The organism is Agarivorans sp. QJM3NY_30 (assembly GCF_050870855.2).
Lineage (GTDB): Bacteria > Pseudomonadota > Gammaproteobacteria > Enterobacterales > Celerinatantimonadaceae > Agarivorans.
On record NZ_CP194038.2, the window covers coordinates 984,818 to 1,009,282 of the forward strand.

The window sequence follows — 24,465 nt, forward strand, 5'->3', positions numbered from 1 at the left end:
TCGCTTAAAACCCTTGTTTATTCGGGGGTATTTGAGCAATGACTTCGGCTGGCTTTGCACCTACACTCAGGGTTTAAGATCCCTGTAGTGAGCATCTATGCCCAAGGCTAAATTTATTTCTGGTGATATTTTCCGGCACATTGTGTTGATGTCCTCCACTAATGCGATCGGTTTAACGGCCTTATTTTTGGTTGATTTAGCCGATCTGTTTTTTATTAGCTTGTTGGGGGAGGCCGAGCTTGCTGCTGCCGTGGGTTACGCTGGTACGATTGCTTTTTTTACCACCTCTTTTACGATTGGTTTGTCGATTGCCATGACCGCTCTGGTCTCTAAGGCAATTGGCCAACAGGATAAAAGCCGCGCTCGCCAGTTAGTGACCAATGTGCTAGCAACGGGTTTTTTGATCAGTAGCTTGGTGGCTGGCTTAGCGTGGATTTTTACCCCCGAATTATTAACGCTAATTGGTGCGAAGTCGCGTACCCATGCCTTGGCGGTAGAATATTTACATATTTTATTACCTTCTTTGCCTATCTTAGGCATGGCGATGAGTGCGGGGGCTGCATTGCGCTCGGTGGGGGATGCAAAACGGGCGATGTGGTCTACTCTCGCTGGCGGTGGGGTGAATGCCTTACTCGACCCCTTGTTCATTTTTGCTTTAGGCTTGGGCTTGCCGGGCGCGGCCATCGCTTCGGTTGTCGCACGCTTTGCGGTAGCTGGGGTGGCTCTGTCCGGTGTGATCAGTAAACATCAGTTAATCTCTGCGTTTCGTATTGGCGGCTTGATTGACGATTTACGCGGCATTTTAAAGGTTGCATTGCCAGCGATGATGACCAATGTTGCAACCCCAATGGGGAATGCTTATGTGACTGCCGCGATTGCTCACTTTGGTGATGCTTATGTGGCTGGATGGGCGGTGGTTGGGCGGATCATGCCAGTTGCCTTTGGCATGATTTTCTCTCTGTCGGGAGCGATTGGTCCAATTGTTGGGCAAAACTTTGGCGCGCATGCCTACCCTCGAGTGAAAGAGGCGCTCAGTAAAGCGCTGTGGTTTAACGTGGTTTATGTACTGGCCATTTCTTTGCTGCTGTATGGCTCGAAAGACTTGCTGATTGCGGCCTTTGGCGTGAGTGGTGATGCAGCCTCGGTGATTGATTTTTTCTGTACTTGGGTTTGTTTCAGCTTTGTGTTTAATGGGGCCATGTTTGTCGCCAACGCAGCGTTTAATAATCTTGGTTACCCAAGTACTTCAACCTTGCTCAATTTTGGTAAAGCGAGTCTTGGGACGATTCCTTTTGCTTATTTTGGTGGGCAGTGGTTTGGTGCTCTAGGTGTACTCGCGGGCCAAGCTGTGGGGAGTATTGTATTTGGTTTGCTTGGCTTGTGGATGGCTTATTACATCGTGACTCGGGTCACCAATAAACATCTTGCGAAGCAACAGCTCGAGGCGCAAAACCTAGAGCCGCAAAACCTAGAGCCGCGGGTACCCTTAACACCATTTTGTTCAAGTCGTGCTTATATGTGTGCCGAAGCAGAAGTCGATCAATTGAACGATCCTGCACCTACGCCTAAATAAATCGGCTGGTGAGATGATCGTGATGATTGCTTGGCATTGCGAATTAGCAATAACCAGCTTCGGCTGGTTTTTTTGGTAAATGCGCTTCGGCCGGGAAGGGTTTGAACTGCTGGATTGGATAAGCCAGTAGAGTTGACTTCTGTGGTGAATGCCAGTAAACATCCTTTAGCTCAGCCATTCATAAAAAATACTAATTTATCTGTTGATTGAAACGGATTGGCTTGGTTGGTTTTGCTAAGCGCTATATAAGGAAGATCTGTGGAGAGGGAAACAGCGGTGAATATGTTGTTATTTGATTTGGACGATACTTTAGTCGATGACGGTGTCGCTACCCGTTTGGCGGCCGAAGCTTTATTTCAACACTACTGGCCAGAGCAACAAGCTCAGGCGCTGCAGCATTGGCAACGGGCCTTAAAATTATATTATCCGGCGTTTTTACAAGGCCAGATGAGCGCTGCAGAAATGCGTCAAGCTCGTGCCCGGGAAGTGTTACAGCAGCCGCAACTGAGCGCGGCGCAAGCGGAACAGGTTTTTGAGTATTTCATGCAGCAATATATCGCATCAACCCAGCTTTATCCCGATACTCTTGCCTGTCTAAAGGAGTTGCAGCAGCAAGGTTGGCGTTTAGCACTGATATCCAACGGCCCCGAAGAGATGCAGCAGCGAAAGGTAAAGGCTGCGGGTTTAGTGGATTTTTTTGAGTTTGTATTAACCGCCGAAGTGGCGGGGGCAGCCAAGCCTAAACTTGATATTTTTAAGCATGCTTTGCGCTTAGCAAATTTACCTGCGGCTCAATGCTGTTATATTGGGGATCATCTAGAGAAGGATGCTCAGGCCGCCTTTGCTGCAGGTTTGAGCAGCATTTGGTTGCAGCGGACCGATAGCGCTGAAGTTGTTGCGTGGCCTTATCCGGATGTGAATTGGAAAGTTGCTTGTCTGGCTCAGCTTAAACAGTGCATTTAGCGCTAAATAAAGGCACAGGCAAAGATGATGTTGTTAATTGTTCAGGGAGTTGTATGAGATTCGCCAGTTTGTGGGATTGGTTGGTTGATAGCTTAGCGTTTTATCGTCAGCATATTATTAGTTTTGCGGCAATGGTATTACCCTTCGCTATTCCATTTTCTGCGTTACAGAGTGGTTATGTGTATGACGTTTCACACCCTTCGGTATTGCAATATTGGATATTTATTTGCTTGGGTTTACTCTGCCAGCCAATCTATCAAGGTGCGAGTATCTTGTATATTCGAGCTCAGCTAAACCAGCAGCCTTGGAGTATTGCTCAATGCTTTCAAGCGTCGCTTAGTATCTGGCCAAGGCTATTTGTGGTGGTATCGATCAGCTTTAGTTTAGTGATGCTTGGTCTTAACTTTTTTGTTGTTCCCGGGCTTATCTTTGCGAGTCGTTTGTTATTTGCCGATTTGAATTGTGTTTTATATAAACGCTCTCCTTTGCAATCGCTTAATGATAGTTGGCGGCAAACGGATGTGATCAAATGGCCGCTGTTAGCCGGTGTGATTATTGTCTCTGGCATTAGCATATTACCAGTATGGGCAATTGATCACTGGTTAGTTGCGCAACATGCCAGCAACTTTTGGTTTTTTGCCAATAAAGTGTTGGGGCAATTATTGGATGTATTTTTTCTAGTGTTTGCTTATCGTGCCTATTCTGGCATCAGTGATGTAACAGAGGAGCCTTAAGTGAGCCAGCTCGAACCATTAACATTACTCAACTATCCCAACCCGATGTTGTCTCAAGTTGCTGAACCATTGCATTTTCCGATGAGTGCTGAGCAACTTCATTGGATAGAGCGTTTGCGTTTTACCATGATACAGGCCAACGGAGTAGGGATTGCCGCGCCGCAAGTCGGGCGCGCATGGCAGTTGATGATTGTGGCTAGTTCGCCAAATGCACGTTATCCAGATGCGCCGGAGCTAGCACCGTTTGTGTTGTGTAATCCTCAGATCAAGCAATATAGCGAACAACAACAGTGGGGTTGGGAGGGTTGTTTAAGTGTTGCTGGACAACGCGCAAAAATAGCCCGTTCGCAAGCCGTTTGGTTGGAATATCAGGATTTACAAGGCGAATGGCAACAGGCGCATTATCAGGGCTTTGTGGCACGTATTATTCAGCATGAATATGACCATCTGCAAGGTTTATGCATCGTTGATCGCGTTAGCGAAGATACTTTGCTGATCACTGAGCAGCAGTATTTGCAAGACTTTAGCTAACGATAAATTGCTGCTGTTGAGCACGTAACTCATAACCCGCCTGTTGCAGTCGTTGGGTGAGTTTATCTTGGTCTAGTGCGTAAAACTGACACAATTCGCTGAAGCTGCCGAAGTCATTTCTAATTTGCATGTTCACGATACTCAGTAAAATGTGAACATCCATTGTTTCGATGCGTTGTTGGTCTAACATTATACTTTTCCTCTGATGGCTGAACCTATGCTTTAAATCGCGAGTTAAAGAGCAAGTGTCTCTGCCTCGACCCGTTTCAAATCAGCTTTTTATTGAAGAAATTAGCCACGCGATGGACACTGGGTTCAACAAGTGCGATGGCACCGTCGATCAGGATCTGGTCGCTTAATTAGCGTTTGCTGATTAAACTGCACGTCTAAATGATAATTATTATCATTTAGACGTGCAAGTGTTTTATCGATTTTTGTTGTGTTTGTGTCAGTTGGTGCTGCTTTATTTTTTGGATATGGAAGTTATAGAGTAAAATCATGTCACGATCACTGAACTTGATGGCGGGTCTTGAGTGCTTGGCAATGCTTTTTGCGGGTGCTTGTTGGTGATTGGTGTGCTGTTTCCTATGATTTAGCGAGATAGGGGGGAGTTTCTCTAGCTTGTCTTACTGATATGAACCACTAACGGTTTAAAATAATGAGGATGGGCAATCGCTACTTAACGCCATTGCCTCATTACAGGGATGAATTATGTTTCGACGTTTTACAGTATTAGGCCTTTTGCTGGTGGTAGTGGTTGGCTGTTCCAGCATTATCATTCAGCAGTTTGACCAGCGCTTTGGTCAAGCTACGGTGCAGACTCGGATTTATTCAGAAGATTACCCACCTAGCGCAAACTTCCTAGAAGAAGTGAAACCAATCCTCGACCAACGCTGTGTGATGTGTCATGCCTGTTATGATGCGCCCTGTCAGCTCAAGTTAACTTCTGCTGCGGGCATCGACCGAGGCTTGACCACTGCACGGGTGTATAACTCCAGTCGTTTGATCGCCGACCCTACCAGTCGCTTATATACCGATGCGCGTTCTACTCAAGCTTGGCGTCAGAAAGGTTTTAACCCAGTGCTGAATGAGCGGATCCAAAGCGAACAGGCGAACCAGGAAGGTGGTCTGATGTATCAGGCGCTGAAGCAAAAGCGAGATTTTGTTGATAGTCAGCAAGATATTCTCGATCCCAATGCCTATGATTTTGCCTTAGATCGCGCTCAACAGTGTGTTGGTATCGAGGAATATGCCTCTAAGGTTCAGGCTTCTCATCCAGAGTGGGGCATGCCCTACGGTTTACCAGCGCTCAGTGATGCCGAGTTTGATAGCCTCACGGCATGGCTTGTGAGCGGAGCGCCAATGGCTGACGATTTGCAGCATCACCAACAGTTTGCAGCGCAAGTTAAACGTTGGGAAGCATTGCTTAATGGTGATTCACTAAAAGAACAATTGATGAGTCGCTATCTGTATGAGCACTTGTTTATCACTCATCTTTATTTTGACGATTCACAAAGTAAACGTCCGGCTTTTTTTAAACTGGTTCGTTCGCGCACCGCACCCGGTTTTCCGGTCGATGAAATCGCAACCCGCCGACCTTATGACGACCCTGGGGGGGCGCGGGTTTATTACCGTTTAATGCCTGAGCGTGAGAGTATAGTGGTGAAGACCCACATTCCTTATCATCTTGATGAAGCGCGAGCAGAACGCTGGAAATCTTGGTTTTTGGCTGACAATATTAAAGTTGAACAATTACCGTCTTACCAGCCTGATGTAGCAGGAAATCCTTTTGTAGCCTTTCGAGATTTTCCGGTTAACTCGCGCTATCGCTTTATGTTGGATGACGCGGAAACCTTCATTATGGGTTTCATGAAGGGGCCAGTCTGTCGAGGACAGGTGGCTTTGAATGTGATTCAGGATCATTTTTGGGTGTATTTTGTTACGCCTGCTCATCAGTATGAAAAACTACAGGCCGACTTTTTAGCGGCTCAAAGTGAGCACTTGCGGATGCCCTCGGTAGAGCAGAGTAACGTTTTGCCACTGAGTACTTGGATCTCGTATTCGAAACGGCACCGCCAATATATGGAAGCGCGGATCAAGAGCCAGCAAAACTGGTTGAAGGAAGATGCTGGCCGCATAGATTTAGATTTGATCTGGGATGGTGATGGTAACAACAGCAATGCTGCGCTGACGATTTTCCGTCATTTTGATAGTGCCAGTGTGGTACGAGGTTCGGTGGGTAAGCCACCTAAAACGGCTTGGATCCTCGATTATTCCCTGTTTGAACGGATCCATTATTTATTGGTGGCAGGCTACGATCCCTATGGTAACTTGGGGCATCAACTGGTAACACGTTTATATATGGATTTCTTACGTATGGAAGGTGAGTTTAACTTTGCTTCTTTGTTACCAGCGCAAGCGCGTTATGATGAGTTACGTCGTTGGTATGTTGATGCTGACAAAGAAATCATTAAGTTTGTTGAGTCGCGCCCGCAAGAAGCTTTCTTTAAAAGCTCGGTTCACTATAACCAAGATTTGCCCTATAAGCAGCAGTTATACAATAAGTTATCAACCAAGCTTGCTGCGGTACAGAGTTCGAAGTACCAAATTGATCCGATCCATTATTCGCGAGCGGTGAATGATTTTGCTTCCCAGCTGGCGGCCTGGAAGGGGGGAGCGATCAAATGGTTACCGCAAGTGGTGTTTATTCAGGTGGTTCAGCCAGAAAGTTCACAGAGCCAGTATTTTACGCTGCTCCGAAATAACGCCCATGCCAACATCTCTAGCTTGTTCTTGGAAGATAAATATCGTTTGCCAGATAATGATACGCTGACTTTGTTGCCTGGGCTTGTGGGGGCCTACCCCGCTGCTTTTTGGCAAGTACAAGAAAGCGAATTAAAGCAATTGCAACAGCAGCTGCTGCATGTGAATAACGAGTTGGCTTACCAGCAATTGATGAAGCGTTTTGGGGTTCGCCGAACTAGCTCAGAGTTTTGGCCCTATAGCGATAGATTGCATCAAGCCTATTTGCAGGCCGAGCCAATTAGTGGCGGGATCTTCGATTATAGCCGTTTAGAAAATCGTTAGTTGACGGCACCGGCGAGCCCTAAGTTAGGGCTCGCATTTGTTGAGTAATCTTCAGGCATGCCGGATCCACCGATGTGCAGAGCCATCCGGCCATTGCATGGTTAAACCATTGTCGGTCTTTGTTTTGCCTGAGAACTTTTTTAGCATGCGGCCAAACAGCAGCCAAACAGCAGCCAAACAGCAGCCAAAGCCCTACCTAGGGGAAGGAGAGGGCAAACAAGGTTGTGGCTATAAAAATTAGCGTCGATGCTGGTAAAGGCGGTGATGGCTCCGCTGATAACATTCCGGTGGAGCCAACCCCGATCCCAGTCAACAGCGCTAGGCTCTTTTTGAACCCCAAATTCATACCAAGCTGATTCATGATATGAGTAAGTTATTGCGCAGAGTAAACCTGCCGATAGCGAGGTATCAAGTGCAGTCATTCGTGGCTCTCATGAGAAGATACATCACGCAGTTCGCGGTGATTTAGACGAGTAACAATCAACCGATAATGAGTTAGATTGGTATCAGTCCAAAACTCATTACCATTAGTTTATTTGGCGATGGCGCAACCGATGCTGATATGGCAAATCATGTCACTGCCTATCGATTATTCATGTTTTCGCTTATGCTCATCCCGAATCCCTAACGTTTGGGTTGTGATTGAAATTTCGAGGGCTGGGGTCGTTCGCTCGCTTCGAGAGCAAAGTCTCTCAATCACGTCATCGAGAGCAAAGGGTGCGGCACGGCGAGTGCCGCAACTCCCTTCGGTCTATTGCTCAAAGGGAGGGTTATTGGCGGAACGCTTCGGGCCGAGTTTCATTGAGGCGGGAGGCTTAAGCCTTAATCTGCGGCTTGTAATATTTCTTTTAAGGCAAACATCCCATTTAATGCTGCTGGAAAGCCAGCATAAACCGACATTTGTAAGATCACCTCTTTAAGCTCTGCTTCGCTGCAACCGACATTGAGCGCCGCTTGCAGGTGTACCTTGAGCTGGGGTTGGCAGTTGCCCATGGCGGTGAGAGCCGCAACGGTGGCAATTTCTCGTGATTTCAAATCGAGTCCCGGTCGGCTGTAAATGTCGCCAAAGGGATACTCGATGGTATATCTGGCTAAATCGGGGCAGATGTCTTTCAGGCTTTCGATCACTTGATGGCCGGCTTCGCCATCAATTTTACTCAGTTGTTCCAGGCCGATTTGGTATCTGGTGTTGTCCATGGGCAAGCTCCGTTTCTGTATTGAGAAACCACACTGTACAACTTCGAGTTCACTCTAAGTCAAGCGCTACTTGGCGATGATACCAATTTATTTTTTGCTCCAATGCCGCGAGGTGTTGTTGTTGGGATTGAATATGCGTGCTCAGCTTGGCTTGATGTTGTTCGAGCAGGGCTTGGCGGTTGGCATGGGTGCTTGGGCCTTGTTCGCGTAGTCGGGCATATTGCAAAATGTCGCACAGTGGCATCGCGGTTTCTTTTAAACGAATGATGAAGTTAGCCCACTCTAAATCTTGTAGATGGTAGTAGCGATGGCCACTGGCATTGCGTTGGATGCCTTTAAGTAAGCCTATCTTCTCGTAATAGCGCAGCGTATGCGCCGATAAACCACTGCGTTGAGAAAATTCTTTAATGTTCATCGATGGTTCCTTGAATTGGCGTTCTGTTCGTTGGTTAGTTGCGTAGTTAGCTTTTGTGGGGGCTAAGTAACAGTGATAAACCAAAGCCGACAAATACCCCGCCAGTGATTCGATGAAATAGACGACTCACATTTTGTTTTCGTAAATAAGGGCTGAGCTGCTTGCTGGTGAGTGCATAGACCAACAGCGCGCTGAATGAGCATAGGGCAAAGGTGCCGCCAAGCAACAAAAATTGCTCTGGCATTGCTTGATCGTGGTGGATGAATTGCGGAAACAAGGCAGTATAAAATGCAATGGCTTTTGGATTACTCACGCCAACAATATAGGCTTCGCGAAATAGCTTTTTGCGACTGATTGTATCAAGTTGGGGGGGAGCATCGTTGCTTAAACTCAGGGTTCGGCTGGCAAGCCAAGACTTTAAGCCAAGATAAATAAGGTAGATCCCGCCGACGACTTTGATCGCCGTGAACATCACTGTGGATGCTAAGATAATTGCGCCGAGGCCCGCCGCCGATAAGCTGGCCAAGCAGAGCATCGCGGTGATATTGCCCAGGATCCCACTGAGGGAATAATTCACACCATAGTTGGCGGCGTTTTTTACCACCAACAATACTGCGGGACCGGGTGAAAAGGTAGCCGCCAAACAGAGTAATAAAAATAGCCAATAATCCATATTGTTTCTCCTATATTGTGCTCTTCGGTGGTGCTGAGTTGACAGCGCTGATTAAGCGCGCTGACTCAACAACATACCGCCGCCCATGGTGATCAGCAATCCGCCGGTTACTTTAGCCACCCGTCGCTCAAAGTTCTGGAAAGAAAAGCGCTTGCCTAAATAGCCGATGGCGTATGCGTAGCTCAGGTGAACACTGGTCACAATGCAACAAATGCTGATAAACATCAGATAAAACTGCCCTTCGGTGGCTTGTTCGGTATTCAGAAATTGTGGGAGGAAGGCCGATAGAAAAATTAAGGTTTTCGGGTTACTGGCGGACACGCTAAAGGCTTCGATAAACAAGGCCCAGAGAGAGCGTTGACTCTGTGGCTTGGGGCTTGGGCTGGTATGGCTTGAAACGTTAAGGGATCTGAGGCTTTTGATCCCGAGATATATTAAGTAAATACCGCCCAGCAGCTTCATGACCATAAACCAAAAAGGAAGGGCTTGGATCAGTTGTCCAATACCAATGGCAACTAAATAAACGATGATCGCTTGGCAGCTTAAATTCCCGAGAATGGTGATGAAGGCCGATTGCCACCCCCGTTGAATGCTGTTTTTTAGCACTAATAATACATTGGGTCCCGGCGACAGGGTGGTGATCAAATAGGCCAGACAGAACATCAGCCAGAGATGTAGATCCATTCGATTATTCCTAAATAACAGGATGACTTTTAAGCATTGAACCACCCCCTTCGCTCAACTTGTGTGTTGCTGAGAAAATGTGCAAATTCACGAGGGTATGCTTGCATTAAATGCCAAGGCGAGAGTGATAGCAAGTGCTTATTTCGCTAAAATAATCAAAGAGTAAGCACTTGTTTACCAACAAAAGCGGAGCCTTTGGCGAGACTGACTATGATTGCTTGTTTTGGCAGTTTTTTATGTTTTAGCGGCAACTTTGTCAGCGCCAAAGCAGCGCAATCTCGTTTAAGACAAATTGCGCTTATCAGCTTTGGTAGAGTGACAGCTTGAGGACTCTCGCCTTTGATTCGCCGTAACAATGTTTTGTAGTAAGGCGACAGAGTCAGTTTAGCTTGCCAAAAACTCCAAGGCTGGCGAGGTTTTTGTTGGAATAAATTCAGTCACCTCATATTCAGCTAGTTGATGGATCTTGAAAGGGTCCTCGGCCAAGATCGCATCTAGGGCGGTGCGGCTATCGGCTTGCGCGAGGATCACTCCACCGGTGCGCGGTACTTTGCGACCAGACGCCAGAAATACTCCGGCGGCGTAGTGGCGATCTAAATATTGGATATGGGCATCTAAGTGTGTTTCTACGTCTGCTAAATCGCAGATGTAGTTCAGTGAAACAATAAACATCTTGCTCCTTTGCGGGTGCGGTTGGTGATGAGTAAGGACGCTTGAAATGTGCGTGATTTCAGCTTCAATTTATTACTTTCAAGCCTAAGTTTCAAGCGCTTGCAGTGATATAGCTCCGCTCTGCTTTGACTCAGTTAAGTTTGATTTATTTGAACACTTGGCAGCGTATTTTCCTGATGCTTTCTCTGCTAGCTACTGTTTTGTGACTCGATTAAATTTATTTTAAGCAAATGAGGTGTCATGCAGTCGGCAATATTGCCGCTATTTACGGTTTTGGCGGACTGACAACAGTATTAATTTCACGACGGCTTGTTTATGCTAGAGCCATCTTATGTGACTGGTAGCTATCTATGTTTAAAAAATTCTCTGTTTATAGCGCAATTTGTTGTTTGTTTTGGGTGATACCCAGTTTGGCAGACCAGCTTCAGCCGGAAAAAGTCGCCACCCTTGTTCTCGAAAATGGCGCACGAGTGCAACTCAACGACGATTTCACTTGGGAGTATGTGTTTGTAAAGTCTGCTAATGAGGTGAGTGGCCAAGCGACAAAGAGTGCTGCTTTAGCGACTGTAGAAGCTGTCGAAAAGCCAGCCGCTGGGTCGGCTACGGAGCTTTCTGCTCCCTCGGTAAGTTTGAGTTCGGCGGCCATCGCTCAGGCCGATCTATTGAAGTCTACGGCTAAAAATGGGGTGAAGGTGAGTTTGCTGAGTAGCCAGTGGGATGCTCAGGATCGCCTGGGTTTAAACTTTGAATTGGTAAATACCGGCAGTAAAAATTATGTGCAGGTTGCACTAGCAGTGAGCCTATTTGCAGATTCGGGTGATTTGCTGAGTAAGCAAGAGCTAAAGGTTTGGCAAGCCATCTTTAGACTGCCCGAGAGTTATTTGCGTAAGGGACAAACTCGCAACAGTGACACCATCTGGTTGGAAGGTGTTGATAAAGCGCAGTGGCAAAAACAATTGCTGACGCTGAAAATAACCGAGATGGACTCTCGCTGATTTGATGATTTACAACTCATGCTATGAGATTTGCTTGTTACTGGCCTAGCAGGTCATATCAATCCTTTATCGTGAATTACTTGCGCTGATGCTTTTGAAAACGCCAGAGCTTGTTACTTTTTTGAGTTCAGCCTATGTCCATGTCGACTCCTGATCGGCGAGCCTCGCCTGAATAAACAAGCTGTGCGAGGCTTCACTTGTGCTAAATCATCTGCTGATGGGCTGCGATGAGCTTCAGTATTTCGGTTTGCCTTTAGCGTCCCAATAAACTTCATGTTTCGGTCATATAACTGACACTTTTCCAGCCTAGTCTTGAATTCGAAATTGCACGCGAGTGCAAAGCATCGATCACTAGAATTAATCAAGACAAGGAGAATCCAATGTTCCAACGGACACTAATGGCCAGCACCCTGATGCTCGCTTCGCTGGCTGTAAATGCTGATGAGCTGGTGATTGCAGCTCGTGATAGTAGTTATGGAGACGCCATGCAGTATGTGGTGGACCAGTATGAGAAAGCCCACCCAGACACCAATATTACTCTGGTCAAGCGTCCCAGTAAGGGCTTGTACGAAAGTGTGGTGCTGTCGATGCGTGAAAAAACCGGTCACTATGATGTGATTCTAATGGATGACACCTGGGCGCCGGAGTTTTTTGCAAACCAGTGGCTAAGCCCGCTATCCGATGCCGTCGCCGATCCGGATTTTGTTCAGGCACCGTTCAATATTGGCCGTTATCCAGATGCCAAGGGCTCGGTCTATGCCTTACCCATGGTGGGGAATGTTGCCATGTTTGCCTGGAACCGTGCGTTGTTTGAGAAAAATCATTTGAGTCAGCCCCAATCTTGGTCAGAGGTATTGGCGGCGGCGAAGACGATTAGTCAAAGCGCAGACGTGAAGGGCTTGGTTTTCCGAGGTGTGAAAGGCAACCCGATTGTGACCGGTTTTTTACCGATCCTTTGGGGCTATGGTGCCAATGTGGTCGATTCATCAGGCAAGGCAAGCTTAGACTCGCCGCAAGCCAAACAGGCCTTAGAAACCTTCCTTGCCATGAAGCAATACGCGCCGCGTGGTGTTGAAGTGTATAACGCCGATGAAGTTCGTGATGCTTTACAAAAAGGCAGCGTCTCCATGGCTATTGAAGTGTGGCCTGCCTGGGTGCCAAATCTGGACAATGCAAGCGTGTCGAATGTGGTGGGCGAGATGGAAATTATGGCGCCCCCTGCAGAGGTAGGTCAGCCTTCCCCGATGTTGGGGATTTGGCAATTGGCGATTCCTGCTGATGCCAAGCATAAATCACAAGCCGAAGCCTTCCTGAGGTTTGCCACCAGCGCTGATATTCAGAAAGATTTGGCGCTTCACTACGGTATACCGCCTACCCGTACCAGCACGTATTTCGATAAAGATGTGGTTGCTAAATATCGTTGGTACCCACAACAAGCCGCAGCATTGAAAACCGGTAAAGCACGTCCACGCATTCAAAACTGGGCAGAAGTAGAGAGTGTACTCGGTGATTTCTTGCAAATGGCGATGATGGGGCAAATGTCGGCCGAACAAGCCTTAAAGCAGGCGCAACGTCGCATTGAGCGAATGATTAAAGGTTAATTTTGTTGGATACAGGCCTTGTAAGCTGTGCTGGCAAGGCCTTGTTGGATCGGGTGTATGTTATTTGAAAATCGTAAGCAATTAGCTCTGTTGCTATTGCCAGGCTGTATTATTTTGGGCTTGTTAACCATTTATCCGCTGGCTTCGGTGTTGCTGAACGCCTTTGGTCATGCCGATCCGCACAGCGGCAGCTTCCGCTTTGTGGGTTTGGCAAATTTTGCTGAATTATTTGACGACTTTTTCTTTATTGGGGCGATTAAAAATACCTTTGTTTTTACACTGGTGGCCTCGATTTCTCAGGTGCTATTGGGCTTGTTCTTAGCCTTATTATTTCATCGACAGTTTCCGGGCCGCCGCTTTGCTTTACCAATGATTATCTATCCGATGATGTTATCGACTTTAGTTTGCTCATCCATTTGGCGTTCTTGGTATCACTATGACTATGGTTTACTTAACCATTTGCTGGTGATGGTTGGGCTTGCGCCTCAAGAGTGGTTGTTCAATCCGGATCTTGCCCTGTACTCAATTGCGCTGGTGGATACCTGGCAATGGACGCCGATGGCATTTTTGATCATTTTGGCGGGCCTACAGTCGATCCCCAAGGATATTGGTGAGGCTGCGCGGGTGGATGGTGCGAAAGGTTGGCGTTCGTTGCTTTACATTACCTTACCGCTGATCCAAAAACAGCTGATGCTGGCATTTTTGCTGCGCTCCATCGATACCTTTAAATTGTTCGATAAAGTTTATGTGATGACTGGCGGCGGACCGGGCAATGCCACCGAAACCCTGTCGATGTTTGTTTATAAGTATGGTTTTCGTTTCTTTGATTTAGGGATGGCCAGTGCCTCGGCGCTGGTGATGTTGAGCATCTCCTTAGTGATGACTTTGCTTTATGCCCGAAAAGTCATGCAAGGAGGAAAGTGATGAATACAAAGTTTCATGGCGTGCTGGTTTGGTTCATCGTATTGCTGTTTATCATGCCGGTTTTGTGGATGTTTGGCACGGCGTTGAAGCCACCGGGTGAAATCCTGCGCGCCAGTGCCAGCATTTTGCCAAGGCAGCCGAGTTTTAGCGCTTTCGCGGCGCTTTGGCAGGGGGATTTACCGCGTTTGGTGGCCAATACTTTATTGATTTCGGTGTCGGCCACGGTGATATCGCTGGTGGTGGCTTTTACGGCCGCATATGCACTGGTGCGTTATCGTTTTCCTGCCAGCTTGGATAAGTTGTTCTTGTTTGCGGTTTTGGTGATCAAGATGATGCCGCCGATTGTGGTGGCGATCCCGCTGTATTCTTTGATGAACCAGATTGGTCTGCTAAATAGCAAATTGGGCTTGGTATTGGCTTATCAGGTATATACCTTGCCATTTTGTATTTGGATGTTGCTTGGCTTTGTGCGCGATATTCCCATAGAAATTGAAGAGGCAGGCGCGATGGACGGTGCCCGTTTGCTCAAACGCCTTGCTTATATTGTGTTTCCGCTGTGTGCGCCGGGTTTGGTGGCAACCTCGATATTTGCCATGATTTTAGGTTGGAATGAATTCTTGTTTTCCTTGTTGTTCATTCATACCCCAGACAAGTTCACGCTCCCTTTGTTTATTGCCAATTTTATGACCGAGGACGGCACCGCATGGGGGCCGCTGATGGCTGTGGGAATTGTTTCTTCGTTACCGATGCTGGCCTTAGCCAGCTATATGCAGCGTTATTTATTGCGTGGCTTTTCAATGGGCTTGAAATAGGAGGCACAACATGAAAAAACTAGAGTTACATCAAGTGAACAAAGCCTATGGCGATAACACGGTGCTGCCCAATATCAATCTTACGGTAGATGAGGGCGAGTTTGTGGTATTTGTAGGGCCTTCGGGTTGCGGTAAGTCGACTTTACTAAGGATGATCGCTGGTTTGGAGTCAATCACTGACGGGCAAATTAGCCTCAACGGACGAAGTCTGAATGGGGTGCATCCCGCCGATCGCAAAGTCGCCATGGTATTTCAGTCTTACGCTTTGTACCCGCACCTGTCGGTAGCAAAAAACATGGCTTTTCCGCTGAAGATGGCCGGAATGGATAAGGCCAGTATCGCCCAGCGGGTGAGTGACACTGCCGACAAATTGCAGCTGACGCCATTGCTCGATCGCTTACCGGGAGAACTCTCTGGTGGGCAGCGTCAGCGAGTCGCCATTGGCCGAGCCATCGTTCGCGATCCGCAGTTGTTTCTATTTGATGAACCGCTATCCAATTTAGATGCGAAATTGCGGAGTGAAATGCGGATCCATCTTAAACAGCTCCATCAAAGCTTACAGTCAACCATGATTTATGTCACTCATGATCAGGTGGAAGCGATGACGCTGGCGGATAAAATTGTGGTGCTTAATCAGGGGAGAATAGAGCAAGTCGGCTCACCGGAGACTTTATATCATCAGCCCGCAAATAAGTTTGTTGCGACTTTTATTGGGTCGCCGATGATGAACTTTATCCAGCGAGACGATTTTCAGAGGATTAGTCCTCACACCGCGCTGCCTGCTTCGGTGACAAGCCTGGGGCTCCGACCCAATCAGGTGTTGATAGATGCGCTTGCCCCAGACTGTGAAATGCAGATCGAGCTGATCGAGCCGCTGGGGCATTCACGCTTATACCATGGCCAATTGAACGGTCAGCCATTTTTGGTGGAAAGTGATTGTTATTATCGCTTAGCTGACTATTTACCACTTAACTTTGCGAATTCGGTGTTGCATTGCTTCGCTAGTGATGGGCAACGAATTGCAGGCTTGAATGACGCTCAAGCGGTTGGAGCCTTCGATGCCGCATAGTTTTCAACTGGAAGTATTGGGTATCGGCAATGCCTACGACGGTGAGCGAACCAGTGCTAGCCTATTGCTTGAAGAAAATGATTTTCGACTGTTGCTTGACTGCGGGCCAACGGTACCGGCAGCGATTTTTCATCGAAACATGGATCCTGATGCCATTGATGCGATTTATATTACCCATACTCATCCGGATCACTGTTTAGGCTTGAGCTGCTTATTAAATTGGATGGATGCTAAAAAACGCAAGCGGCCATTGCTGTTGATTGCCCAAGCGGAACAATGGCCAGTGCTGGAGCCATTGTTGGCATTCTCCCATTGGCCAGAACCTACGCTCGGATTTGTGATTGAGCGGCAAAATAGCGAATCGCTGTTGGCGATTGGTCCATGGCAAATTGAAACGTCTGTGACCCGTCACGCGGTTGCAAACCTGAGCTTGCAGCTGCGAACTTCGTGGGGGCATCGTTTGTTTTATTCGGGCGATGGTAGCTTGTCTCACAAGGGGCAGCAGTTGGCTGCGCAGAGTAATTGGGTTTTCCTTGAGTGCGAAACACTCAGTCCTCACCCCAGTCATGGGTGTTGGCTGGATATTCAAAAGCTTACTCATAAGCCGGGTAGCCAATGGCGTTTGTATCATATCGACCCCCAATATCGACCTCAGTTGTCGGCCTTGGTGCGTCATATTGCGCACCTAGACCTTGCCGAAGAGGGACAACAGTTGGTGAGCGAAAAATCTGGAGTTATAGATGTTGCCTGAACAATTCGACCATCAATTAAAGGTCGCTTTATCCATCGCCGAACAGGCGGGAGCGATTGCGCTGCAATGGTTTGCCCAACGTGATGCACTAATTATTAGCAGTAAGGGACATCATGATTGGGTTTCACAAGCCGACCAATTGGTGGAACAGCATATTCGAGAAGCCTTGCAGACTGCCTTTCCCGAGCAGCATATACTCGGTGAAGAGAGTGGTGGCGAGTTTTGCTTGCCTTGCTGGGTGGTCGATCCGATTGATGGCACCACTAATTTTTTATATGGTCAGGCTGATTTTGTGGTGAGTATTGCCTTGGTTGATCAGCAAGGGCCGGTGCTTGGGATTATTTATGCGCCGGTGCATCAGCGGATGTTTTATGCTGTGCGAGGGCAGGGGGCTTTTGAGCGTAAAGCGAGCCAGCTGCTGCCTTTGCAGAGTCGGGCGGCAGCTCAGCAGCAGTTGGTGATTGGTTTAAATCTTAATTACCAGGCAGGGATCCCGGAGCGTTATCTGCGACATAGCCAACAAGTGATCGCGCAGGGGCATCAGGTGCGAGTCAGCGGCTCAGCAGCGTGGACGCTCACTCAAGTCGCTTGTGGTGAGTTAGATGCTTGTTATATGGGACAGGTGAACATTTGGGATGTGATGGCAGCTCAGTTTATTTGTGAGTTAGCAGGGCTTGAAATCGCGCCCTATTTAAGCAAGCAGATGACTGGCCCTGTGTGGGCTTGGCCCAAAGGCTCACCCCTCGCGACTTGGCTAAACCATGAAGACATCATTCATCCGGACTGAGAGCTGCCTGAATATGAATAAAAAAGTAACCGCTGCGGATGTTGCAGCACATGTTGGCGTATCTCGCTCTGCTGTTTCTCGTGCCTTCACGGCGGGGGCCAGTGTTCATCCGAAAAAGCGGGCGAAGATTTTAGCAGCCGCTAAAGAACTTAGTTATCAGCCTAATTTTTTTGCGCGCACCCTCAGTACCCCTGTATCGCGTCAGCGCTCGAACTTGGTGGCGATCCTGATTAGTGATTTTTCGAACCCTTATCAGTCGTATTTGTTTGAACAACTATCAACCGCATTACAGCAAAGTGGTAAGCAACCGATGTTGTTAAATGTGAAGCAGGCTGAAGATATGGATGCGGCGATTCTTCGCCTATCGGGTTATCAGGTTGATGGTGTGATCGCGGTGATGGGCTCGTTACCTGCGACTAGTTTTAACCAGTGTCTTAAGCTGTCACTGCCCTTGGTGACTTTAGGTCGTGCTGACGAGCGGGGCTTGATCCCTTCGGTTCAGACCGACAATTTAACCGCGGGTCGCTTAGCGGCCCAGCATTTTGTGTCGCAGGGTTTAACCGAGCTTGGTTTTGTCGCGGGGCGTGCCGATGGGCAAGCATCGCTCGAGCGTTATCAAGGTTTTAAAGAAGCCTTAACGGAACATGGCATCCCAGCACCGTTATTGCTCGAAGCTGGACGTTATGCTTATGCCGCCGGTTATGCCTTAGCGGCGCGCGAGCTTACATCGTTACGGCAATTAGCGGGCGTTTTTTGTGCCTCAGATGCTTTAGCGATGGGTTTAATGGATTGTTGTCGAGAGCATGCTGACTTGACCATACCTAAACAACTTAAAGTGATCGGCTGTGATGATGTTCCACAAGCCGCATGGCAAGGGTATCAACTGAGTACGGTTGCTCAGCCAGTGGAGCAAATGGTGGCGCAAGTGTTACTGTTATTGCAACGAATGTGGGATGGTGATCAGAAGATTTGCAGTATGAATCGATTGGCGCCGAGTTTAATCATCCGCCAAACTTAAGTTTTATCGCGTTGAGCAAGCACCTACGATGGCTTAAATCTGATAGGTAGAATCAAGGTTGATATCAAGCATGAAGCTATCAGGTTCTCGATTTTTCCTGATAACTTCATGGCTTAGTGCGTTGATGAATTGCGTTTATGCGCTGGGAGGCGTGTAGCCTTCGATATCTACTTCGCCATCTTCAAAGAGGTATTTCACCATTTCAGCTTGTAATAACTCTCGATCATCCAGATTCATTAAATTTAACTTTTTCTCGTTGATCAGCATGGTTTGCTTTTTCTGCCACTGGGTCCAGGCTTCTTTGCTGATGTTGTCGAAGACTCGTTTGCCAACTTCACCGGGGATCAATTGAAAATCTAAACCTTCGGCTTGTTTTTTTAAACGTTGGCAAAATACAGTTCTGGCCATAATTATCCCTTATTGTTTGCTACATGGCGGCTTACGCGGCCCTGAGGCGTTTTTGTGATCGCGTTTGCGCCAAGCTTTGGTGGCTTGCTGCATGTTATACCAAAGTTGCCGTCTGGCTGCCATGACTAGTGTGCAGGTGCTGGCGCAAAACCGCTATTGATGATTGAACGATAGTGGCATTTACTTTGAGTCGTTTGCATCGTTTTGACAGAAATGACTCAGCTATAGAAAAACCTATACTTTTTAGGGGGGAGTCTCATAATGGCTTTATGATTGAAACGCGGAGATATTTCATCTAGATGGCGATTAAAACGGGCAGCTTAGGTCAGGCTTTGAGTCATAAATCGACCAGCCTGAGTAATGAAATCCTTGCCGCTATTCTTAATAGTGCCGAAGATTTAATTACCGGGCAAGGTTGGCTCGATAAGGTCAATGTTCTCTTGGAAGAGTTGGGAAAGGTGACTTCTGTGAGTCGGGTATGGATCTTTCAAACGCTTGACTTACAAGATGATTACATTCTGCAAGATTATGTTTTTGAATGGGCTGCTGCCGAAAAGTATGTGCAAATTAAGCAGTCTCGGTTTAATTATTTTAAATCGATGTTAAAAGAGCCGGAGTATTCAGAGCTAGTTGAAAGCCGCAAACGGGGTGAGTATCAACAGGTGCTTCCTAAATTACTGCCTGAGTCTTGGTTGAAAAGTCACCTCGAAAGTCAGCAAGTCTTATCGATGTTAACCATTCCGATCATTGTTGAAAATCGCTGGTGGGGAACCTTGGGTTTAGATGATTGTGAGCGCGAATACGACTGGTCTCTTAACGAAATCACCTTGCTTAAAACCGCCAGTTATTTTATCTCTAGTGCGGTGGTTCGGGATAATTTTAGAGCCAAGAAACATCAGCTGGATATCTTAAAACAGAATATGGCTTGTAGTAGCTGGGAGTTTGATCGTCGGCGTGGCTATTTATGGTGTAGCTCTGAGGTCTTAAGTAGCAGCTCCGAGGTTGTGCGTAATCAACATTTTACCCCGCGGGAATGGATGAAGCGGATCCACCCCGCTTACCGTAAGCAGTTTCTGAAAGATGCACGCGAGTATTTTAGATCACAAGGGCGTACCTTACGTTGTGATCTAAAGATTATGAAGAATGATGGCAGCTACTGTTGGATAGACATCTCCGCCAATTTATCGACCGATAGCACTCTACATGATAGTTCTATCGCTGGTATTTGTTGGGATATTTCCGAGCGAAAACAGCAAGAACAACAATTACTTTTACAAGCGACGACCGATCCGCTCACCGGGCTGATGAATCGTCGTAAAATGGAGTCGCAGTTGCAGATCTTGATGTACGATAATGCGCAGCGGCAACAAAATTTTTCCTTGGCGGTACTTGATATCGACCACTTTAAGCTAGTGAATGACCGCCATGGGCACAGCGTTGGTGATCAGGTCTTACAACACTTTGCGAAAGTCTGTCATCAATCGCTGCGTAAGCAAGATTATTTTGCGCGGGTCGGTGGAGAAGAGTTTGTCGTGTTACTTCCCAATACTGGTCAGGATGATGCCGATTCTATCTGTCAGCGGATCTGTGAAACGATCCGCAGCACGCCCTTTGCAAACGAGCAGGGAGCGATTCAATACTCGGTGTCTATTGGCTTCACCACCCTCAGCGATGCCAGCCTAAACGCTCAGCAGATGATTGATGCGGCAGACCGCGCGCTTTATCAGGCGAAACAAACCGGACGAGCAAAAGTGGTGAGCAGTCAAGCACTAGAGCTTTAAACGGCTGGACTTGCTTTGGGTGCTCCGTCGATGGAATAAGCAGCGCATGGATTGACGGTGCTTGGGCCATCTTAAGTTGAGAGCCAAACTAATCCAGCATAGGGTTTTGATTTGATGGCTTCAAGACGACTGGATAAATTGCCCACATGAATTTCTAATTTGTGCCCATCAGGGTCAAGGATGTAGCGTGATTGGCCTTCACTCTTGTTTACTTTCCATTGTGTTACCGCATGGCATGCTAAGCGTTTACAAAAAGGCTCAAAGTCTGATGAAGAGATATCAAAGGCAAGATGTGTGTAATCATCTTTCGGGCATGGCTTATCCGATGAAAGACAAAACCATAGGTCTCCAAGGGAAAGGTAAGCGCCATCATTCCATTTTACATGTCCTTTGAAGCCGAGCACTTCAATATAGAACTTTAGTGATTGTTCTAAATCGCTCACCGCGAGCGTGATATGGTTCAGGCCTAAAAGCATCTGTTACTCCCACAACATAAGCGTCTTCAGTTCGCGCAAGGTATCGCACTGTAGTGCTCAAGTAAAACTGGCCACGGTTTTATAGTTTTTCCAGTACAACTTTTCCGCCTGATCCGGTGGCAACATCTTGTTGTGCTGATGTGGCCTGACTAGGCTGAAATATCCTACGATATAATCCTTTATTGCGTGCTTGGCTTCTAAAAATGCTCGGTAGCCTAGCTCTGGTATCGATTCTGTTTTCAAACTTCTAAATAAATACTCCATCAGTGCAGTATCCTAACCATTTCCGCGGCGACTCATGCTCGGTTTGATTTGGCATCGGTATTTGTAGTTAGGCAAAGCATAGGCTGATAAATGCTCGTATGGAGGCTGGTAATGTATCAATTGGTCTTCTAAGACCGAGAGCTTGCGAAGTTCGAGATACAGAATGCTTGAAGTTAAAGTTTTGGCAAACATCCATTCCAGAAGAGGAGTCTATTTCTATCCACAAATTAAACTTATGTAAACGGAGAAGAGCCGAAAAACGAATCAATTTTGGCGTTGCCGATGAATCTACTGGCAACACCAAATCTAAGCTCAGCGGTTTGCTTTAATTTGCCGCTTCTATGGTGCCTTTGAAGGTGGTGTTTAAGAAGTCCTTTATCTCTTGAGAGTGATAAATCGAGATAATCTTTTGAAATACTTCCTTGTTTTTGTCTTCATCTCGCGCGGCCACAACCATCACGGCTAAAGGCGCGTCTTTTGGCTCCAAGTAAATACCTTGTTTCTTAGGATCTAGTCCTGCAGACATCACGTAGTTCATGGTAATTACCGCAGCATCTACATCGTCAAGTGTGCGTGGCAGTTGAGCGGCATCGACTTCGACAAATCGAATACTTTTTGGATTGCTGATAATATCTTGCAACGAAGCACTGAAGCCAAGGTTTTCTTTTAGCGAAATCAAGCCTGCATCTTCGAGTAGTAATAGCCCACGGCCGCCATTGGTTGGATCGTTTGGAATCGCAATTCGAGCATGCTCTGGGATTGCGTCAAGCGTTGTGTACTTGTTAGAGTAAACGCCCATACGCATCAAAATGGAACGACCAATAGAGACTAAGTGACTATTGTGACTGTCGTTAAAGTTATCGAGAAACGGCTGATGTTGATAGCTATTAAGGTCGATGCTTCCATCGCTTAGCGCGGCGTTAGGGGTGATATAGTCTGAGAACTCAACTACTTGAATGTTGATCCCTTGTTTTGCTGCTTGTTTGGCGACCGCTTCAACAACTTGTGCATGTGGGCCAACTGTTGCGCCAATTTTGATAAGCGATTCGTCTTTTTGCCCACATCCTGTTACGCCGAATACGAGTGTTAATGCCAACAGCGATGTTGTGATTTTTTTGTAGCTTTTCATGATAATCCCATTTAAATAACAAAAGACATTCAGATGTCTAGACGCCCATAATATCGATTAACGTGATTTGGTCAATAGCTTTTTAAAAGTGAAGTCAAATTGAGCTTATTACGATGTAAAATGCGTTTGTTTGCTAGGGGTTTACGCGACAAAAAGAGAGCTACTGATATAACTAGAAGAGCTAAACGAGCTTAGCTTGAAGGCTAAGAGTAAAGCTCCTTATGTAACAATCTTAATCATATTGATGCTCCTAAACTTATCCATAAGATAAGGTCTTCTTGCAAACTATGGAGCAAAAACGTGTTTCGCTATAACACGCTTCTGGACAAAAGCTTGCTAGAGCATTCACTTATTCAATTGGTAAGGCCTGAACCTGAAAATCAATCCGCAGCCGTCATGGGAATGCAAAGGCGCTAATCGACCGTTGTATTTTAAACACTTTCAGGAAGCGCCCTGTGCGGAGCCGCATGCAGGGTGTTGTATGGGGGGAGGCTAGAGACCCCCGGCTACCCGATTAGGTGAAGTCTGCAAGTTGGTACTTTAACTTTGGTAACATTCTTTTTTGCGGGATACTTTTCACCTCACCAATTCTCACGGCACCTTTATGAAGGTAAAACCCTTCGGCATCAGGATCTGATATGATGCTGAACTCCTAATCTTCAAACGATTACACTCTCGAAGTATCTCTTCAAAAACTAGATTTGCTATCCCTTTTCCTGCAATCTCAGGTCATAACCATAGATGATCTAGTTCATCAGAGTTGGCTCTTTTAATAGCAAAAAAACCAACTGTTTTAGAGTCTAGTAAAACAACCTTCACAAAATTCTCTGCAATATATCCTTCTTCAATCCTAAGGTCTTTCGCCAAATCTCTAACTGCTCTCTTGAATAGCCCCAATAGCCTTTGGACTCAATTGCTATATCGCTTAATAGCTGTGACTGTTCAGGAACAGCATCACTAAACTCAATCATTTTCCTCCATATTATCTAACGCCTCATTACGACCTTTTACGCACAGGAAATATGTCCATGCAAGCAATATTATTTGCAGGGGCGCACGAATTAGTAAATAAACAGGCCCCCATTGATGCCCACCAAGACCAATACTATTTGATGCCGCATAAATATTTGCTGGAAAGAAAATAACAAGAACTACAATAGCAAGCTTTGCTGCAATAGGTTGATATCTTGGGAAAAAAAGAGCAATGGCTATCAATAGCTCAAGAAAACCAGTGATATAGACTAATGCTAGGCGGTAAGGAACCCAAGGCGGTAGCATTTCCACCATTCCTTCCGTTTTAAGAAGGTGGCCAAAGAAGAAGAATGTAAATGCTATTCCCAATCCCCAACTGGCATGCTTGGTAACATTCAAAGGCCTGTCGTTAAACTTTGAATAAACAAAGGCGATGCTCAACGGACAGGACAACAGCAAAAGGGTGATTATTGGAGTTACCATCGTTCCCTCATGAGGTCATAAAGCCTAAATAATGGTCAAATATCAGTTGGTTAAAATAAGCGCCGTAGGAGTAAAAACCAACTGTTATGTGTCCTGATTAATTTGCTTATTATGTGTTCCATGTAAATATGCTTGCGTGAAAATATAAGAGACATACAGATATAGCAATGACACAAGCTGACTGTTGATTTTTACCAAGTTTTATTACTTTAACAGCCTCAAGAATACTTGCAACTAAACAAAGAGCTACCCCTGTGCCAATTAATATATAAGTTGAATTCTTATCTATTAAATAGAATGGGGTTGGCTCAGCGCCCACACCCGAGGTAGCGTTATGAAAGGAGCCAGAAATAAGCTCAGAATACTTGCTATTCATTCTGCTGAATCGGCATTCTCGAAACCTGAGTTGGTTAAGAGAGTTACGAGAACAGTCAGAATTATTAGCACAACACTAGATACTTCATCC

Annotated in this window: 25 protein-coding genes and 1 pseudogene; 15 read left to right on the forward strand and 11 right to left on the reverse strand. The window is 46.6% G+C overall.

Annotated elements, in window-relative coordinates:
- Window positions 1–97 precede the first annotated feature (97 nt).
- The 4 genes from ACRRSX_RS04460 (at window position 98) to def (ending at window position 3,801) form a co-directional block, all read left to right on the forward strand.
- Window positions 98–1,573 carry an MATE family efflux transporter gene (locus tag ACRRSX_RS04460; RefSeq protein ID WP_432454418.1) on the forward strand — a complete coding sequence of 492 codons (1,476 nt, stop codon included), beginning with the start codon at window positions 98–100 and terminating at the stop codon, window positions 1,571–1,573.
- Window positions 1,574–1,831: 258 nt separating this feature from the next.
- The gene (locus ACRRSX_RS04465; protein ID WP_432454417.1) at window positions 1,832–2,536 is read left to right on the forward strand and encodes an HAD family hydrolase; all 705 of its coding nucleotides are present in this window, start codon (window positions 1,832–1,834) and stop codon (window positions 2,534–2,536) included.
- Between the two features lie 53 nt (window positions 2,537–2,589).
- The gene (locus ACRRSX_RS04470) at window positions 2,590–3,270 is read left to right on the forward strand and encodes a hypothetical protein (protein WP_432454416.1); all 681 of its coding nucleotides are present in this window, start codon (window positions 2,590–2,592) and stop codon (window positions 3,268–3,270) included.
- Window positions 3,271–3,801, forward strand: coding sequence for a peptide deformylase (def, locus tag ACRRSX_RS04475; protein WP_432454415.1), 531 nt, complete (start codon window positions 3,271–3,273; stop codon window positions 3,799–3,801).
- Here the strand turns inward: def and ACRRSX_RS04480 are convergent.
- Window positions 3,794–3,991, reverse strand: a complete 198-nt coding sequence (locus tag ACRRSX_RS04480; protein WP_432454413.1) for a DUF4250 domain-containing protein — start codon at window positions 3,989–3,991, stop codon at window positions 3,794–3,796. The two genes, def and ACRRSX_RS04480, sit on opposite strands and share 8 nt — an antisense overlap.
- 521 nt (window positions 3,992–4,512) lie before the next feature.
- Between ACRRSX_RS04480 and ACRRSX_RS04485 the strand changes: the two genes are divergently transcribed.
- Entirely contained in the window at window positions 4,513–6,888 is a 2,376-nt protein-coding gene (locus ACRRSX_RS04485; RefSeq protein WP_432454411.1) for a fatty acid cis/trans isomerase, read from the forward strand.
- 822 nt (window positions 6,889–7,710) lie between these two features.
- Here ACRRSX_RS04485 and ACRRSX_RS04490 read toward each other — a convergent pair.
- The 5 genes from ACRRSX_RS04490 to ACRRSX_RS04510 all read right to left on the reverse strand — a co-directional run bounded on the left by ACRRSX_RS04490 (window position 7,711) and on the right by ACRRSX_RS04510 (window position 10,529).
- On the reverse strand, window positions 7,711–8,085 hold the full coding sequence (locus ACRRSX_RS04490) for a carboxymuconolactone decarboxylase family protein (RefSeq protein ID WP_432454409.1): 375 nt from the start codon (window positions 8,083–8,085) through the stop codon (window positions 7,711–7,713).
- Window positions 8,086–8,134: 49 nt separating this feature from the next.
- Window positions 8,135–8,500, reverse strand: coding sequence for a MerR family transcriptional regulator (locus ACRRSX_RS04495; RefSeq protein ID WP_432454407.1), 366 nt, complete (start codon window positions 8,498–8,500; stop codon window positions 8,135–8,137).
- Window positions 8,501–8,546: 46 nt separating this feature from the next.
- Window positions 8,547–9,173, reverse strand: a complete 627-nt coding sequence (locus ACRRSX_RS04500) for a LysE family translocator (protein WP_432454406.1) — start codon at window positions 9,171–9,173, stop codon at window positions 8,547–8,549.
- 51 nt (window positions 9,174–9,224) lie between these two features.
- On the reverse strand, window positions 9,225–9,857 hold the full coding sequence (locus ACRRSX_RS04505; RefSeq protein ID WP_432454405.1) for a LysE family translocator: 633 nt from the start codon (window positions 9,855–9,857) through the stop codon (window positions 9,225–9,227).
- 384 nt (window positions 9,858–10,241) lie between these two features.
- A complete protein-coding gene (locus ACRRSX_RS04510; RefSeq protein ID WP_432454403.1) occupies window positions 10,242–10,529 on the reverse strand; it encodes a YciI family protein in 288 nt (95 codons plus the stop codon).
- A 350-nt stretch (window positions 10,530–10,879) separates the two neighbouring features.
- On the opposite strand from ACRRSX_RS04510, the gene ACRRSX_RS04515 reads away from it, so the two are divergent.
- The 8 genes from ACRRSX_RS04515 to ACRRSX_RS04550 all read left to right on the forward strand — a co-directional run bounded on the left by ACRRSX_RS04515 (window position 10,880) and on the right by ACRRSX_RS04550 (window position 18,486).
- Entirely contained in the window at window positions 10,880–11,524 is a 645-nt protein-coding gene (locus tag ACRRSX_RS04515; RefSeq protein WP_432454402.1) for a DUF3157 family protein, read from the forward strand.
- A gap of 380 nt (window positions 11,525–11,904) precedes the next feature.
- Complete coding sequence (locus tag ACRRSX_RS04520) at window positions 11,905–13,125, forward strand: ABC transporter substrate-binding protein (protein ID WP_432454400.1); 1,221 nt, start codon at window positions 11,905–11,907, stop codon at window positions 13,123–13,125.
- Window positions 13,126–13,182: 57 nt separating this feature from the next.
- Complete coding sequence (locus ACRRSX_RS04525; protein ID WP_432454398.1) at window positions 13,183–14,049, forward strand: carbohydrate ABC transporter permease; 867 nt, start codon at window positions 13,183–13,185, stop codon at window positions 14,047–14,049.
- Window positions 14,049–14,861 (forward strand): carbohydrate ABC transporter permease, encoded by an 813-nt coding sequence (locus tag ACRRSX_RS04530; protein WP_432454397.1) that lies wholly within the window; start codon window positions 14,049–14,051, stop codon window positions 14,859–14,861. The genes ACRRSX_RS04525 and ACRRSX_RS04530 overlap by 1 nt, the downstream gene beginning before the upstream one ends.
- A gap of 10 nt (window positions 14,862–14,871) precedes the next feature.
- The gene (locus tag ACRRSX_RS04535) at window positions 14,872–15,930 is read left to right on the forward strand and encodes an ABC transporter ATP-binding protein (protein ID WP_432454396.1); all 1,059 of its coding nucleotides are present in this window, start codon (window positions 14,872–14,874) and stop codon (window positions 15,928–15,930) included.
- A complete protein-coding gene (locus tag ACRRSX_RS04540; RefSeq protein WP_432454394.1) occupies window positions 15,920–16,681 on the forward strand; it encodes an MBL fold metallo-hydrolase in 762 nt (253 codons plus the stop codon). Before ACRRSX_RS04535 ends, ACRRSX_RS04540 begins: the two co-directional genes overlap by 11 nt.
- A complete protein-coding gene (locus ACRRSX_RS04545) occupies window positions 16,671–17,468 on the forward strand; it encodes an inositol monophosphatase family protein (RefSeq protein WP_432454393.1) in 798 nt (265 codons plus the stop codon). Before ACRRSX_RS04540 ends, ACRRSX_RS04545 begins: the two co-directional genes overlap by 11 nt.
- A gap of 13 nt (window positions 17,469–17,481) precedes the next feature.
- On the forward strand, window positions 17,482–18,486 hold the full coding sequence (locus ACRRSX_RS04550; RefSeq protein ID WP_432454392.1) for a LacI family DNA-binding transcriptional regulator: 1,005 nt from the start codon (window positions 17,482–17,484) through the stop codon (window positions 18,484–18,486).
- Window positions 18,487–18,621: 135 nt separating this feature from the next.
- On the opposite strand, the gene ACRRSX_RS04555 is transcribed toward ACRRSX_RS04550, so the two are convergent.
- Window positions 18,622–18,894, reverse strand: coding sequence for an oxidative damage protection protein (locus ACRRSX_RS04555; RefSeq protein WP_432454391.1), 273 nt, complete (start codon window positions 18,892–18,894; stop codon window positions 18,622–18,624).
- 299 nt (window positions 18,895–19,193) lie between these two features.
- Between ACRRSX_RS04555 and ACRRSX_RS04560 the strand changes: the two genes are divergently transcribed.
- Window positions 19,194–20,675 (forward strand): diguanylate cyclase, encoded by a 1,482-nt coding sequence (locus tag ACRRSX_RS04560; RefSeq protein ID WP_432454390.1) that lies wholly within the window; start codon window positions 19,194–19,196, stop codon window positions 20,673–20,675.
- A 71-nt stretch (window positions 20,676–20,746) separates the two neighbouring features.
- Here ACRRSX_RS04560 and fos read toward each other — a convergent pair whose 3' ends face one another.
- Window positions 20,747–21,151: a fosfomycin resistance glutathione transferase gene (fos, locus tag ACRRSX_RS04565; RefSeq protein ID WP_432454389.1), complete on the reverse strand. Its 405-nt coding sequence runs from the start codon at window positions 21,149–21,151 to the stop codon at window positions 20,747–20,749.
- A gap of 335 nt (window positions 21,152–21,486) precedes the next feature.
- Here fos and ACRRSX_RS04570 point away from each other — a divergent pair.
- Window positions 21,487–21,656, forward strand: a pseudogene (locus tag ACRRSX_RS04570) (ISL3 family transposase); the annotation flags it as partial.
- Between the two features lie 84 nt (window positions 21,657–21,740).
- Here ACRRSX_RS04570 and ACRRSX_RS04575 read toward each other — a convergent pair.
- The 3 genes from ACRRSX_RS04575 to ACRRSX_RS04585 all read right to left on the reverse strand — a co-directional run bounded on the left by ACRRSX_RS04575 (window position 21,741) and on the right by ACRRSX_RS04585 (window position 23,999).
- Window positions 21,741–22,544: a MetQ/NlpA family ABC transporter substrate-binding protein gene (locus tag ACRRSX_RS04575; RefSeq protein ID WP_432454388.1), complete on the reverse strand. Its 804-nt coding sequence runs from the start codon at window positions 22,542–22,544 to the stop codon at window positions 21,741–21,743.
- An 815-nt stretch (window positions 22,545–23,359) separates the two neighbouring features.
- Window positions 23,360–23,515 carry a hypothetical protein gene (locus ACRRSX_RS04580; protein WP_432454387.1) on the reverse strand — a complete coding sequence of 52 codons (156 nt, stop codon included), beginning with the start codon at window positions 23,513–23,515 and terminating at the stop codon, window positions 23,360–23,362.
- A complete protein-coding gene (locus tag ACRRSX_RS04585) occupies window positions 23,508–23,999 on the reverse strand; it encodes a DoxX family protein (RefSeq protein WP_432454386.1) in 492 nt (163 codons plus the stop codon). Before ACRRSX_RS04585 ends, ACRRSX_RS04580 begins: the two co-directional genes overlap by 8 nt.
- Window positions 24,000–24,465 lie beyond the last annotated feature (466 nt).

Bases quoted from the DNA above. Each gene is read 5' to 3' on its own strand.
- ACRRSX_RS04515 (WP_432454402.1), top strand. From the start codon at position 10,880: ATGTTTAAAAAATTCTCTGTTTATAGCGCAATTTGTTGTTTGTTTTGG.
- ACRRSX_RS04525 (WP_432454398.1), top strand. From the start codon at position 13,183: ATGTTATTTGAAAATCGTAAGCAATTAGCTCTGTTGCTATTGCCAGGC.
- ACRRSX_RS04545 (WP_432454393.1), top strand. From the start codon at position 16,671: ATGTTGCCTGAACAATTCGACCATCAATTAAAGGTCGCTTTATCCATC.
- ACRRSX_RS04555 (WP_432454391.1), bottom strand. From the start codon at position 18,894: ATGGCCAGAACTGTATTTTGCCAACGTTTAAAAAAACAAGCCGAAGGT.
- ACRRSX_RS04575 (WP_432454388.1), bottom strand. From the start codon at position 22,544: ATGAAAAGCTACAAAAAAATCACAACATCGCTGTTGGCATTAACACTC.
- ACRRSX_RS04540 (WP_432454394.1), top strand. From the start codon at position 15,920: ATGCCGCATAGTTTTCAACTGGAAGTATTGGGTATCGGCAATGCCTAC.
- ACRRSX_RS04535 (WP_432454396.1), top strand. From the start codon at position 14,872: ATGAAAAAACTAGAGTTACATCAAGTGAACAAAGCCTATGGCGATAAC.
- ACRRSX_RS04520 (WP_432454400.1), top strand. From the start codon at position 11,905: ATGTTCCAACGGACACTAATGGCCAGCACCCTGATGCTCGCTTCGCTG.
- ACRRSX_RS04495 (WP_432454407.1), bottom strand. From the start codon at position 8,500: ATGAACATTAAAGAATTTTCTCAACGCAGTGGTTTATCGGCGCATACG.
- ACRRSX_RS04500 (WP_432454406.1), bottom strand. From the start codon at position 9,173: ATGGATTATTGGCTATTTTTATTACTCTGTTTGGCGGCTACCTTTTCA.
- ACRRSX_RS04505 (WP_432454405.1), bottom strand. From the start codon at position 9,857: ATGGATCTACATCTCTGGCTGATGTTCTGTCTGGCCTATTTGATCACC.
- ACRRSX_RS04550 (WP_432454392.1), top strand. From the start codon at position 17,482: ATGAATAAAAAAGTAACCGCTGCGGATGTTGCAGCACATGTTGGCGTA.
- ACRRSX_RS04510 (WP_432454403.1), bottom strand. From the start codon at position 10,529: ATGTTTATTGTTTCACTGAACTACATCTGCGATTTAGCAGACGTAGAA.
- fos (WP_432454389.1), bottom strand. From the start codon at position 21,151: ATGCTTTTAGGCCTGAACCATATCACGCTCGCGGTGAGCGATTTAGAA.
- ACRRSX_RS04530 (WP_432454397.1), top strand. From the start codon at position 14,049: ATGAATACAAAGTTTCATGGCGTGCTGGTTTGGTTCATCGTATTGCTG.
- ACRRSX_RS04585 (WP_432454386.1), bottom strand. From the start codon at position 23,999: ATGGTAACTCCAATAATCACCCTTTTGCTGTTGTCCTGTCCGTTGAGC.
- ACRRSX_RS04470 (WP_432454416.1), top strand. From the start codon at position 2,590: ATGAGATTCGCCAGTTTGTGGGATTGGTTGGTTGATAGCTTAGCGTTT.
- ACRRSX_RS04490 (WP_432454409.1), bottom strand. From the start codon at position 8,085: ATGGACAACACCAGATACCAAATCGGCCTGGAACAACTGAGTAAAATT.
- ACRRSX_RS04460 (WP_432454418.1), top strand. From the start codon at position 98: ATGCCCAAGGCTAAATTTATTTCTGGTGATATTTTCCGGCACATTGTG.
- ACRRSX_RS04485 (WP_432454411.1), top strand. From the start codon at position 4,513: ATGTTTCGACGTTTTACAGTATTAGGCCTTTTGCTGGTGGTAGTGGTT.
- ACRRSX_RS04580 (WP_432454387.1), bottom strand. From the start codon at position 23,515: ATGATTGAGTTTAGTGATGCTGTTCCTGAACAGTCACAGCTATTAAGC.
- ACRRSX_RS04480 (WP_432454413.1), bottom strand. From the start codon at position 3,991: ATGTTAGACCAACAACGCATCGAAACAATGGATGTTCACATTTTACTG.
- ACRRSX_RS04560 (WP_432454390.1), top strand. From the start codon at position 19,194: ATGGCGATTAAAACGGGCAGCTTAGGTCAGGCTTTGAGTCATAAATCG.